The sequence below is a fragment of the Thiocapsa marina 5811 genome, from assembly GCF_000223985.1.
Classification (GTDB): Bacteria; Pseudomonadota; Gammaproteobacteria; order Chromatiales; family Chromatiaceae; genus Thiocapsa; species Thiocapsa marina.
Genome location: NZ_AFWV01000012.1, coordinates 1 through 12,223, shown reverse-complemented (window position 1 = coordinate 12,223; position 12,223 = coordinate 1). Strand labels below are relative to the sequence as shown.

Annotated in this window: 9 protein-coding genes; 3 read left to right on the top strand and 6 right to left on the bottom strand. The window is 63.2% G+C overall.

Going from position 1 to position 12,223, the window contains the following annotated elements:
- Positions 1 to 47: 47 nt before the first annotated feature.
- Both THIMADRAFT_RS17325 and THIMADRAFT_RS17320 read right to left on the bottom strand, forming a co-directional pair.
- Positions 48 to 515 (bottom strand): Uma2 family endonuclease, encoded by a 468-nt coding sequence (locus THIMADRAFT_RS17325; RefSeq protein ID WP_007194380.1) that lies wholly within the window; start codon positions 513 to 515, stop codon positions 48 to 50.
- Between the two features lie 46 nt (positions 516 to 561).
- Positions 562 to 1,980: an acetyl-CoA carboxylase biotin carboxylase subunit gene (locus THIMADRAFT_RS17320; RefSeq protein WP_007194379.1), complete on the bottom strand. Its 1,419-nt coding sequence runs from the start codon at positions 1,978 to 1,980 to the stop codon at positions 562 to 564.
- Positions 1,981 to 2,525: 545 nt separating this feature from the next.
- On the opposite strand from THIMADRAFT_RS17320, the gene THIMADRAFT_RS17310 reads away from it, so the two are divergent.
- Entirely contained in the window at positions 2,526 to 3,377 is an 852-nt protein-coding gene (locus THIMADRAFT_RS17310; protein WP_007194377.1) for a glutaminyl-peptide cyclotransferase, read from the top strand.
- A 27-nt stretch (positions 3,378 to 3,404) separates the two neighbouring features.
- Here THIMADRAFT_RS17310 and THIMADRAFT_RS17305 read toward each other — a convergent pair whose 3' ends face one another.
- The 3 genes from THIMADRAFT_RS17305 to THIMADRAFT_RS17295 all read right to left on the bottom strand — a co-directional run bounded on the left by THIMADRAFT_RS17305 (position 3,405) and on the right by THIMADRAFT_RS17295 (position 7,873).
- Entirely contained in the window at positions 3,405 to 3,881 is a 477-nt protein-coding gene (locus THIMADRAFT_RS17305) for a DUF29 domain-containing protein (protein WP_007194376.1), read from the bottom strand.
- A 157-nt stretch (positions 3,882 to 4,038) separates the two neighbouring features.
- A complete protein-coding gene (locus tag THIMADRAFT_RS17300) occupies positions 4,039 to 5,382 on the bottom strand; it encodes a four-carbon acid sugar kinase family protein (protein ID WP_007194375.1) in 1,344 nt (447 codons plus the stop codon).
- Positions 5,383 to 5,659: 277 nt separating this feature from the next.
- A complete protein-coding gene (locus tag THIMADRAFT_RS17295) occupies positions 5,660 to 7,873 on the bottom strand; it encodes a phosphoketolase family protein (RefSeq protein ID WP_007194374.1) in 2,214 nt (737 codons plus the stop codon).
- Positions 7,874 to 8,543: 670 nt separating this feature from the next.
- Here THIMADRAFT_RS17295 and THIMADRAFT_RS17290 point away from each other — a divergent pair.
- The gene (locus THIMADRAFT_RS17290; protein WP_007194373.1) at positions 8,544 to 9,857 is read left to right on the top strand and encodes a nucleoside recognition domain-containing protein; all 1,314 of its coding nucleotides are present in this window, start codon (positions 8,544 to 8,546) and stop codon (positions 9,855 to 9,857) included.
- A gap of 170 nt (positions 9,858 to 10,027) precedes the next feature.
- Positions 10,028 to 10,459, top strand: coding sequence for a hypothetical protein (locus tag THIMADRAFT_RS17285; RefSeq protein ID WP_040732116.1), 432 nt, complete (start codon positions 10,028 to 10,030; stop codon positions 10,457 to 10,459).
- Between the two features lie 24 nt (positions 10,460 to 10,483).
- Here THIMADRAFT_RS17285 and THIMADRAFT_RS17280 read toward each other — a convergent pair whose 3' ends face one another.
- Positions 10,484 to 11,746 carry an ISAzo13 family transposase gene (locus THIMADRAFT_RS17280; RefSeq protein ID WP_007194372.1) on the bottom strand — a complete coding sequence of 421 codons (1,263 nt, stop codon included), beginning with the start codon at positions 11,744 to 11,746 and terminating at the stop codon, positions 10,484 to 10,486.
- Positions 11,747 to 12,223 lie beyond the last annotated feature (477 nt).

Here is a 12,223-nt window from a genome sequence, read left to right as displayed (position 1 = left end):
AGGTCTCGTCAATCGAGGCAATCATTGAAGCGGGCAATGGAGACCCGTCAGGCCAACTGTCGCGGAAAATCCGGCGCCAGTCCGGAATGCGCCTGCTCTCCACCAGGTGTATAGAAGCGCAGTGCGCCTGTGTCGTTGCACAGCCAGACCTCCAGGGCGCCTGCCTCGAAGTAGAGCGCACGCTTGATCGCCAGCTCCCCATCGGTATTGCTGCCCGAGAGCACCTCGACACAGATCTCCGGCGCCAGGCGCTGATCCGCCAACAAGTCCGCTTCACGGTCCTTCGAATACCAGACGACATCCGGTGCCTTGGTCCCCGAAGGGGTGTCGATCGCAAACTCCGGCGCGGCGCGCCCGTTCGGTAGACAGTGGCGCAATCTCCATTCGATCTCGCCTTGCCAAATGGCATGGATGCGTTTGTGCGGCGACATGACGATCTGCCCGTATTCGTTCGTCTCGATCTTGTACGGCAAATCCTTGAGCGTGGGATCCGCGACGATCTCTGACCATTGCATGATGTCGGTGCTCTCGGGTTTGGATGCTGTTCGGGACCGGCCCGGGCTAGAGACCCGCATGCGCCGCGACGGCGGCGGCGAGGGCGGCGGCGATGTCTTCGCGGCGGCGCTTGGTCGAGTAGTTCAGAAGCTCCGGATGCGCCTCCAAGAATCCGGTATTGAAATGTCCGGAGCGAAAATCCGGATGCCGCAGGATCTCTTGATAGAACGGGATCGTTGTCTTCACGCCATAGAGCCCCATGTCGCGCAGCGCCCGGTGACTGCGGTTCACCACGTCGTCCCAATTCAGCGCCCAGACGATGACCTTGGCCAACATCGAATCATAATGCGGCGGGACGGTGTAGCCGGTATAGATGGCGCCGTCGGTGCGCACGCCCGGACCGCCCGGGGCGTAATAGCGCGAGATGCGCCCGAAGCTGGGCAGGAAGTTGTTTTTCGGGTCTTCCGCGTTGACGCGAAACTGAATCGCGTAACCGCGACGACCGATCTCATGCTGCTTGAAGCGCAACGGAAAGCCTGCCGCGACGCGGATCTGCTCCTCGACCAAGTCCACGCCCGTGATGGTTTCGGTGATGGTGTGCTCGACCTGGATGCGGGTGTTCATCTCCATGAAATAGAAACGCCCGTCGTCGTCCAGCAAGAATTCGACGGTGCCCGCATTGGTGTAGCCCACGGCCCGCGCCGCGAGTACGGCCAGCCCGTTCACGTATTGGCGCTGCGCCTCGTCGAGCTGCGGCGAGGGTGCGATCTCGATCAGCTTCTGGTTGCGCCGCTGGATGGAGCAGTCGCGCTCGAACAAGTGCACGCAGTTGCCGTGGTGATCCCCCAGGATCTGCACCTCGATGTGGCGCGGGTTGACCACGCAGCGCTCGAGAAAGACCTCGGCACGTCCGAATGCCTTGGTGGCCTCCGAGATGACGCGTTCGTAGTTCTGGCGGAGCGCCCGGGCATCGTCGCAACGACGGATGCCGCGCCCGCCGCCGCCCGAGGTTGCCTTGAGCATCACCGGATAGCCGATCTCCTCGGCACAGCGCAGCGCGGCGTCCAGGTTTTCGAGATTGCCGGGGCTGCCTGGCGTCACCGGGACGCCGGCCTTCTGCATCGCCATCCGCGCCTCGGTCTTGTCGCCCATGCGGGCGATGACCTCTGCGGTCGGACCGATGAAGGTCAGACCACGTCGCACGCAGGCACGCGCCAGCTCCGGGTTTTCAGACAAAAATCCGTAGCCCGGATGGACGGCGTCGCAACCGGTCGCGACCGCGAGGTTCACGATATTGTGGACGTTGAGATAGCCGGCCAGCGGATCGCTGCCCAGGCAGTAGGCCTCGTCGGCCTTCTTTACATGGAGCGAATGGCGGTCGGCGTCCGAGTAGATAGCCGCCGAGCGGATGCCCATCTCGGCACAGGCACGAATCACACGCACCGCGATCTCGCCGCGATTGGCGATCAGGATCTTTCGAAGCATCGGTTTGCCTCTGGAGCGGCCGGCGAAGCGGCCAAGGAAACGGGGCGAGATCGGCTCGCGTCTATGCTGCTGCGCAGCAATATAACGAATGCGGGGGATTCTGCAAGGGATTCTATGACGGTAAGCGTTGCCGACGAGGGCGGACAGGCAGGCGCGGGCTCGGACGATCTTCGAGGATCTCGGCAGCCGCCGCGGGCACGCTGGACGGACCCCCGCCAACTCGGGAGACACGGCACGGGCCGAGACCATCTCCAGGTGTCCGCGGCCGGCCCTCAGACGCTCGGCGACTTGAGCGCCGCCGCCGGAGGAGACCATTGTTTCATCAAGAGACGTCGCACCATCGGCTCGAAGGTGGACAACCGCTCGCATGGATAGTCGGGGTTGAAAGAGACCTCATCGTACTTCGCTGTGAATTCGACGGTGCGGTTATAGTGCGGGCTCCCCCGGTATCGCTCGCGCCGGTTCTTGTCGAACGGCCGATCGCCATGCCGGTAATGACCAGGGCTATCGCGAACGAATGTAACATCCATCAGGAGTCAAGACCGATGAAGTCGAGTCACCCCGTCCTGCTGCTTGCCACGGCGACGTTGCTGTGGATGTCCGTGGGCGCCGCTGATCCGTTGCCCATCTTGCACGATGGCGAGGCACCCCAGGTCGGCCATGCGCGGATCTATGGGCAATCCGGGATTCCCGTCTATCGCTACGAGATCCAACAGACCTATTCGCACGACACCGCCGACTACACCGAGGCCTTGTTCGTGCATAACGGCTTCTTGTACGAGGGCACCGGCAAGTACGGTCGCTCTCGGCTCAAGAAATGGGACCTGGCCACCGGCGAAGTGAAGAGCGTCCGCGAGCTCGAAGCACGTTACTTCGGCGAGGGCGCCGTAGCCCTGAAGGACCGGCTCTATCAACTCACCTACATCTCAAACACGGGCTTCGTCTACCGTCCCCACGACCTTTCGCCGATCGAACGTTTCCATTATCCGCGCCAGGGATGGGGCATGACCACGGACGGCGAGCATCTGATCGTCAGCGACGGCTCGGCAGGCGTGGAATTCCTTGATCCGGAGACATTCGAGGCCGAACGCCGCATCGTGGTGCGAGATGGCTATGGCGAGGTCGGCTTTCTCAATGAGCTCGAATACATCGACGGCGATATCGTTGCCAATGTCTGGCAAACCGACTACCTGGTGCGCTTTTCAGCCGAGACGGGTGCCGTCAACGGCTGGGTCGATCTCTCCGGGCTGAATCCAAACCCGACGCGACTCGTCTACCCGCACGTTCTCAACGGCGTGGCCTACACCGGCGAGCCGGGCACGCTTTTGGTGACCGGAAAGAATTGGCCGAGCCTCTGGCACATCAAGCTTGTCGAGGCCTCGCGGACGCCGGATTGAGGTGACCGTGCTATTGAACCCGGAGATTTAGGTCTCCGGCCAAAAGCCATCGTCAAGCAAGTTGTCGATCGCGTAGGGACAGTCGTTCGGAAATGTCGCCTCGGGAAGCCCCGTTTCGGCGATCGCGTTGCGACGTGCGAGCGGGTAAGCCTTGTCGACGAGAGCCTGCAAGGCCGGGCGTAGACTCGGGCTATCGTCGAGGATCTCGGCAGCCGCCGCTCGGGCAGTGTTGACCGAGAGCCGCCAACTTGGGCCACGTAACCCGGGCTGAAACTGCCATTTCAGAAGATGCAGCATCAGATCGCCCAGATGGCTCGTCAGGGACCGACGCTCGCTCTTTCCCAAATCCTCCAGCTCCTCGGCAAGGTGCAGGGCATCCACCTGCGCAAGACGACCTGCCCGAAGTAAGGCGGCATTCGCCGCAGCCCACCCGACCAGGTCGTCGTCGTAGGCAGGATAGGACGCGCGATCATCGTCCGGCACAGAGGGTTGCGGTCTCGACATCGGTTGACCCCGGATCATCTTGATGACACCAATGAGTATGGTCGGCACCGAAACAGCCCGTCAAACCAACACAAATGCCGTCTTAATCCTCTAAACCGCGTCGGCGCCGGGGTCCGGAAACCGCTGCGAGAACGCAATCCTGCGAACCCATCGCGGGTCACGCCGGACGCGGTTTAGAGTGGGCGAGGATCCGGTACGCCTCCGCCAGCGCCTCGTCCCCGCCCACATTGCCCGGAAAGATCACCACCGGCAGATCCGGATAGCGCGGATGATCCTCCGGACAGCGCACCACCGAGCAGCCGGGACGGATCTGTCCGAGGACGCGTGCGGTGCGCAGTGCCAGCCCCCGGCTCAGGGTGTCGTTGGAGGTGATGCCGCCCTTGCTGATGAGGAAGCCGATCCCCGGCGGCAGATTCCACACGATCTTGACCAGAAAGCCGGAGACCCGCTCTCCGAAGGCGAGCCGCTCGGCCGTGCTCGGGAATTGTCTCTCGCCCCTGCTGGTAAAGAGGACGACGCCGCGCCCCTCCTGCTGCGCGGTCTCGAGCCGACCGAGGAGATCCCTCAGCAGTGCATCCTCGTCGGCGAACAAACGGTCCAGATCAATCTCGATTGGGATGACATCCGTGTGATCGATGAGATGCCGAAGCTGTCGGGTCGACTTCTCGACATGAGATCCCATCAGGACCACGCCCGGTCGCCCGTCTCGGACATAGGTCGACATGGCCGACGGGGCAACCGGCTGGGGCGGGAGCTCGGCCAGCGCGGTGAGCACGCTCGCCGCGCTGCGAAACAGAAAGCGCTTGCCCTCGCCCGCCGCGGTCAAGACTTGACGGGCGAAGCTGTCGAGATCCGACTGGCGCTCGGCGTCCACCACGCCGCAGACGTTCCCGGTCAAGTCACGCAGCCGCGGGCCCAAGTCGCCACGGACATCCTCCAGACCGAAACGCTCGACGGCCTGCGCCGCGATGCGCCCGCCGGTCTTCTCCTCCACATAATCGGGCAGAAAGGCGTGGCTGAACCCGAACACCGAGTCACGCGCGAACTCGGTCTCGTTGACCGGCACCGGCACCCCGTCGACCATCAGATAGTGGACCCCGTCGCGGGTGATCCGCCCGCCCTCGAAAAAGGCAGGCACCAGGAAGTGGGCATCGAAGGGGCCAAGCTCCTCGGCGATCACATCGGTCTCCACCGGATAATGACCCCGCAGCGTGGAGTCGGAGCGGCTGACGATCAGCGGCTGGATCGCCCGGCCGTCCCCGGCGAGCCGATCCATCGCCGAGCGCAGGTTCACACAGATCTCGCGCGTCACCCGCGCCGCCTCCGCGGCGTCCATGCCGCGGGTGTTGCTCAGGACGAAAAAGAGTGGCGAGGCATCGTTGAACGCCTCGATCAGGGTGTCCGGATCCCAGCGCGTGAGCAGCAGACAGCCGTGGACGGTTTGGGACCCGGTCGGGTCGTCGTCGATGACGATGATCTTGGTGTTGGGTTGGTGGCGCATGACACGGGGGCACTCGAATTAAACCGCGCCCGGCGCGGTATGTGATGTCTTTAGGATTGGATCGACTTCGGCGGTACCGATGACTGTCGCTATTGGCGCGGTTTAAGAGATTAAAAGAAATATTTTGAACCGCGGAGGCGCAAAGGGCGCGAAGGGTTTGGGTGATTGGAATCGCCCTTTCGGGAGGATGCCGACAGCCGGTTCAGTGTCGACGCGCCCTCACGAACTGTCTCTTTGCGCCCTTCGCGCCTTTGCGGTTCGACTCGTCGCGGTTCGCTCAGGCCGCGCCGGCGATCAGGTCGCGGGCACGACGGTCGAGCGACTCGGCGGTGATGCCGTTGAAGGCCATGATCTCGGCCGGGCTTGCCGTGGTTTCGCCGCGCTGCCAACCGAACAGATCGCGCGCGGCGGCTCGACTGCGCAGGAGCACCGGCTCCAGGGCCACCGTCCCGCCGCCGCTCACGCCGATCAGGGCGTCGCCATCGAAGAGCGTCTGGAAATCGGCATCGGACATGAATCGATCGTCCGGCTCGGCCGAATGGCGCCAGGCCACATCACCCGGACGGTAGAGCCGACGCGGGTTGACCACGGCGACAACGCGCACCCGATAGCCCGCAGCCTCCAAGGTCTCCTTTGCGGCAAAGACCGGCAGCGCGACCATGTCGCCGGTCAGCGCGAAGACCACCGTGCCGGACGCGCCTTGCCCTGAATCGGCGAGACAGACGGCACCCTGCTCGATCGCCTCGCGCGCCTGGTCCGGGGTCGAGTAGACCGGCAGTGCCGACTTGGATGCGACGATGCTGATGCACTTGTTGAACTGCTCGGTCGCCCAGCCATAGGCCGCCTGCATCTGGTTGGCGTCCGCCGGATAGAGCAGATAGACGTTGCCGTTGCGCATCTGACCGCCGATGTAGTTCTCGATCTCCGGGCGCTGATGGGTCCAACCGTTGCGACCCTGCTCCAGCGCACCGGCCGTGAACATGGTCACGAGGGCCGGCGTCTTGCGACGCAACTCTGCCATCGCCTGGCCCACCGTCTGCACGATCGGCCAGCCGTTGATCGCGAAGCTCTCGTAGGACAACCAGAGCGAGCGCCCGCCGAACAGCGCCAGCCCCGCAGCGAAGCCGGCGCAGGCGTCCTCGCTCAACGGCTCGTAAACCTGACCGGTCGGGGACTGGTTGTAGAGACCGTCCTCGGTGGGATGGCGGATCTTCAGCGCTTCGTTGATCGCCTTCATGTTGGACGCCTCGTTGCCGTCGGCGTTGGTCACCACGAAGAGCGGATCGCGCCGACCCAGCTCGGCCACCATCTCGGCCATGGCGCTGGCCGGCACCGCCTTTTCACCGACCGCGAATGCGCGGGTCGGCAAGGTCCCGATGTCGCTCGGCACGCGCTCCGACTCGGTCACCGCGGTCTCGCCGGCCGGCCCGCCGCCGGCGCGCTGCATGTTGGTCCGCACCAAGGCCCAGGCCTCGGGGGCCAGCGCGCCGCGCTCCAGTGCTGCGGCGATGTTCGGCTTGGTCGCGTTGTCGCCCGGATAGAGATTGTGCGACTTCGCACCCGTGGCATGGACGCCCGCGCCCTTGAGCTGCTTGACGATGAAGCAGGTCATGGTGCCGCCGAGCGCGGACGCCTCGGCCTCGCGCATGCCGTCGAGCACGGCGCGGGTAAAGGCCGAACGGGCGGGATCGCCGAAGAGCGTGCTGTCCACGTAATCGCCCTCCTGCCCGGCATCGTCGTAGTCCTTCGCATCGATCAGGATCACCCGTCCGAAGTCGTGCGCACGCCAGTAAGCGAGCATCCTCTCGTTGTCCATCAACGAGACCATCGAGTGATGCTCCTGACTGAACCCGTTCCACACCAGCACCGGCAGGAAGTTCGTGACCTCCGGATAAGCGGTATGGAAGTGCTTGAAGGCCGAGAGGATGTAGGGCTCGCCCAGGCCACCGTCGCCGATCGTCACGGGGAATAGCGTCTCGCGATGCAGATAGGCCGCGGCCATCGCGAAGTGCTGACCTTGGCCCAGCGGACCGGCCGGGGCGAGCAGACCGGGGATGGCACCCGAAAGGTGACCGAGCAGCCCGTCGCGCTCGCGGAAGCGCGTCTGGAGCTGATGCATGTCGCTGATGCCCATCGCCTCCAGCGAGCCGTCCAGGAACATGGCGCTGTAGAAGCCCGGCGCGTGGTGACCGACCTCGGTGAGGATGTTGGTGTGCCCGAGCATCACCAGTGCGGCGTAGGCATCGGCCGAGCTGGCGAAGCCGCCCGGATGCCCGGACTCTTTCGAGGCACAGAGCTGAAGCGTGGTGTAGCGCAGGGCATCGGCCATCAACCGGGTCTGATAGACCGCCGCCGCGTCGACCTCCTCGATCCGGTGGGCGCCTTCGGCGATCGCCGGGCGCGCGCCGAGGCGCTCGAAGTCGGGCGGCAGGTTGGAAAAGTGCAGCACGCCGTTGCAGAAGTCGGGTGTCGTCGTCGCAGATGCGGTCATGGTGTCTCTCCTCGTTTCTCGTCGTTTCTGGTCGGTTGTCGCGTCGGCCGGGATGACATGCGCCGCGGCGCTGGGTGCAAACTAGAAACGAGGGGGAGATTCCGCAATAGGTAATCGATTTCACAATACGGAATGTTTCTCGCGCGCGAGAAATATGATAATAAAAACAGTAAATTGAGATAGGATCGCTCGGCGAATAGTCGTCGATATTTGTTTTCACAATGCAAAATATTGGGATTTCGACGACTCGCCCCTCCCTTCGATTCCGAACCGCCCGCTGATTTCGGCAATTCCTGCACGCCCCGTCGCCGCCTGCGAGGTACCATCCGAAACGCGTTTCGTAGAAGCAGCGCTCCCTGGGATAGACGACTTGCAGTCGTCCTTTTCCAGGCGTCGTGAATGCCGGCGGGTCGAACTCTACCCGACGCTCTAGGGCTGTCGGGCCGGCCGAAGAGGACGACTGCAAGTCGTCTATCCCGGGGGGTGTCGCCGCTTCGTGACGACCGTTGGCGGCACTTCCGGCCGAATCGCCTTCGCAGTGGGATGTTGATTCCCGGAAATCGCCTAAAGAACCCGAAATCTCTAAACCGCGTCACCGAGCGAGGTTGCAGGATGCGGCGACATCAATCCCAACCCCAAACCAACACATGTCGCACATGACGCGGTTCACATGAACGGAATCTTCTTCGGCATCGTCCTGATCGGCTTTCTCGCCACCGCCTGGCGCGAGCTGACCCTGCCCGTGGTGGAGGGCGCACAGACGCCGATGGCGGTGCTGTCGAGCGAGATGCTGGCGGCGGCGAGCGGCGCAGTGGAGTTGGCCATCGGCCTGGTCGGGGTGATGACGCTCTTTCTCGGGCTGATGAAGGTCGCGGAGGCCGGCGGGATGCTCGTCGTCATTGCGCGCCTGATCCGCCCGCTGATGACGCGGCTCTTTCCGGAGGTCCCGCCCGACCATCCGGCGATGGGCGCCATGATCCTGAACATGTCGGCCAACGCGCTCGGGCTCGGCAACGCCGCGACGCCCTTCGGCATCCGCGCGATGCAGGAGCTCGACAAACTCAATACGCGACCCGGCACGGCAACCAACTCGATGGCGCTCTTCCTCGCCATCAACACCTCGAGCGTCACCCTGCTGCCGACCGGCGTGATCGCGCTACGTGCCGCCGCGGGGTCGAGCGATCCGGCCGGGATCCTGCCGACGACACTCTTCGCAACCCTGTGCGCGACCATCGCCGCCATTATCGCGGCCCGCTTCTATCAGCGCTTCGCCCCGCTCGGACCGCCCGAGGCGAGCGCACCGAGCTTGGCAAGCACAAGGGTCGAGAACACCCCGGCCGACACCGATCCGCCCGCCGATCTACCCGCGGACTCCGGCGCCTATCCCGTCTGGGTCTCGATCCTGGCCTTAGGCGGCGTAGTTGCGCTCATCCCGGCGGCGATCCTCTGGGGCGACCGCGTCTCGCCCTGGATCGTGCCCTCGCTGATGCTGGGATTCCTACTGTTCGGCGTGCTGCGCGGCGTGCGTGTCTACGAGGTCTTCGTGGAAGGGGCGCAAGAGGGCTTTCAGGTCGCGCTGCGGATCATTCCCTATCTGGTCGCGATCCTGGTCGCGGTCGCCATGTTCCGCGCGAGCGGTGCAATGGACGTCCTGGTCAACCTGATCGGAGGCCTAACCTCAAGGGTCGGCCTGCCTGCCGAGGCCCTGCCGATGGCCCTGCTCCGCCCGCTATCGGGCTCCGGCGCCTATGGCGTCATGGCCTCCATCATCAACGACCCCGCCATCGGCCCGGACAGCTATGTCGGCTATCTCGTCTCGACCCTACAGGGCTCGACCGAGACCACCTTCTACGTGCTCGCGGTCTATTTCGGCGCCGTACGGATCCGGCGGATTCGCCACACCCTGGCGGCAGCGCTGACGGCTGACCTGGTTGCGGTCGTCGCGGCTGTTGCCGGGTGTTGGTTTCTTTTCGCTGCCATTTGACGCGAGGTCGAGGTTCCCTTGCCGGTCATCGAGCACGGCGGTCTCGCCGACGGCGCGGTGTTCTCTCCGACGTTATCGCGTTACAGATTTCCAAGATTCGCTCATCTGCCCTATCAGGGTCCTGTATTAGTGGATCGATCAACTCACTCTACGCAACAGAGGTAGGCCAAATGAATCCGAAGAGCAGCCTCAAGGCGCCAATTATCGCAATGTGGATTGTTGCCAGTATTGCTGTCAGTTTTTGTGTATATGGTTCTCCGATCTCAGTTATCGGTATAGACATCACCATGTCCCGGGAAGAGATCCAAGCAGAACTGGAGAATCGCGGGTTTAAGTGCAGCGCCGGCGGAACATCGATGAGCTGTGAGAAAGTTAAAGGAGGCACTGTAGAAGTAGCGTTTTCGGACGATGGTAAAACCGCAGAAGAGATCAGAATTTCGTGCTGGGTAATAGGTATTTGTGAACACGATCTGGACGATGCAGCACAGATGATGGTAGACCAAGTAAATGTCCAACAGTTACATCGCGAGCGAAGGTCGACTTGGGCCTCCGACATACCACTCACGTTCTACTGTGGTAGAGGCGAAGAAGGGGATAAGTAACGGTTCAAAAACAAGTTAAACATTTTAATAAGCGAACCCATTCGGATCGACGAGGTAGTTCCATTGTCCGTTCACGCGATCATGGCGAATGAAGCGATCCTTGACGTCGCGGAAGGTATCGGAGCACGTGCGGCCGATCTCGTAGGTCGCATCGAGAATACGCGCGGTCACGCTCAGTCCCGTCTGGGTGCGTGTCTGCTCGACGGTGCGCAGCGCCGTCTCGGGACTGTCCAGCATGACGCCGCTCCAGGCGCGCTCGACCTGGCTGAACAGGCGGTGTTCGATGGGGTTCCACTTGGAGGTGTAAGGGGGATAGTGCGCGATGCGCAGACGCACCCCCAAGCGCGTGGCCAGCTCGATCAGGTCTTCCTTGAAGCGCAGCGAGCGTGCGGCATTGGCACCGCCGCAGTCGCACAGCAACACCACCTCGGTCGCGTTGGGATACATCGCCCGGAACAGCACCGTCCAGGCCAAGGCGATCGCGTCGCAGACGAAGGCGCTGGTTTCGCGCGAGGTCCCGAGCGTGATGAAGCCGACGTTGGCGCGCACGTCGTAGACCCCGTGCGGCACCAGGATGCCGTCGGCGAGGTGGCGGAAGTCGTGATCGAAGACCGTTTGCGGTGCGGTGGTGTAACACTGGCCGGGCCGCGACAGGGTGCCGAGCAGCTCCTTCTTCTTGGTGTCGATACTGAACACCGGAATGCCGCGCCGCCGCGCCAGGCGGCGCAGCGCGGCGATGTGGCGGAACTGCTCCTCGCGCGCCGTCGGGTCGACCACGCCGGTGATCAACTCCTTGCGCAGCGCACGGCGGCGAAAACCGGCCCGATCCAGCAACGCGGCGGCCGTGTTGCGACTGATCTCGAACCCGCGCTCGACCAGGCGATGCGCCAACTGCAGCGGTTTGAGATCGGTCCAACGCACCCGCTCGTCGGTTGGACTGCCGGCACTGTGGGCATCGAGCACCTCATGCAGCGTCGATTCCAGCTGCGGGTTGCGTTCGGTGATCGGCGGACGGCCGCCGCCGCGGCGGCGTACCCGCTTGGCATCGCCGCTCGGGCGCTGCGGATGGTCCGGGTCGTCCTCGCGCAACTGTTCCAACTCGCGAATCCCGGTGTAGAGCGTGCGTCGACTCATCCCCAGCACGCGCGCCACGTAGGCGATGCCGCCGAAACCGATCTTCAGCGCCTCGATCGCCGCATAGCGGCGGCGATGGTCCTCGTCCAAGGTGCGCGAGAACATCCGCATCGTCTCCTCGTGCGCTGCGCCGTAGCCCGGAAATTCGTTCATAGAGCGACCACTCCCGTTCGGATCGTCGGGAGCGATGCTCGCAGCAGGTCGGCTCCTTTTCAAGTCGGTAACGCTCTTTTTATAGAAAACGCCTGAGATAAAATGCGTTACTTGTTAGTGAATCGTTACTAAGGTATGTATTGAGCAAAGCATAATGGGGCTGGAGCAAGGTCTCAGCTACCCGAGCTTTGTAACAATAACGAGAGAGTCGCTTGGGGAAGGCGGGCCATCGTTCAACTGAGCCTCATAGAACAAGTGCTGTCTATACCTGTTTCCCAATCCATCTCTACCTGCCAAGAAGAGCAAAGCGAGGGCCGGTAGACTGGCCTCCCGGATCTCAGTGAATTCTAAATTGCGCGAAATCAGTTTGTAACTGTTCAGGTCAGCTTGCCAAACAATCCCTTGGGGCGGTAAGTTAGTAACATGCCTAAGCCGCCATCGACAACCGACAGTCCTGACAGCAAAGATGTCGAACTG

Coding starts and splice junctions, on each gene's coding strand:
- THIMADRAFT_RS17300 (WP_007194375.1), bottom strand. CDS start 5,382: ATGCGCCACCAACCCAACACCAAGATCATCGTCATCGACGACGACCCG.
- THIMADRAFT_RS17280 (WP_007194372.1), bottom strand. CDS start 11,746: ATGAACGAATTTCCGGGCTACGGCGCAGCGCACGAGGAGACGATGCGG.
- THIMADRAFT_RS17285 (WP_040732116.1), top strand. CDS start 10,028: ATGAATCCGAAGAGCAGCCTCAAGGCGCCAATTATCGCAATGTGGATT.
- THIMADRAFT_RS17295 (WP_007194374.1), bottom strand. CDS start 7,873: ATGACCGCATCTGCGACGACGACACCCGACTTCTGCAACGGCGTGCTG.
- THIMADRAFT_RS17310 (WP_007194377.1), top strand. CDS start 2,526: ATGAAGTCGAGTCACCCCGTCCTGCTGCTTGCCACGGCGACGTTGCTG.
- THIMADRAFT_RS17290 (WP_007194373.1), top strand. CDS start 8,544: ATGAACGGAATCTTCTTCGGCATCGTCCTGATCGGCTTTCTCGCCACC.
- THIMADRAFT_RS17305 (WP_007194376.1), bottom strand. CDS start 3,881: ATGTCGAGACCGCAACCCTCTGTGCCGGACGATGATCGCGCGTCCTAT.
- THIMADRAFT_RS17325 (WP_007194380.1), bottom strand. CDS start 515: ATGCAATGGTCAGAGATCGTCGCGGATCCCACGCTCAAGGATTTGCCG.
- THIMADRAFT_RS17320 (WP_007194379.1), bottom strand. CDS start 1,980: ATGCTTCGAAAGATCCTGATCGCCAATCGCGGCGAGATCGCGGTGCGT.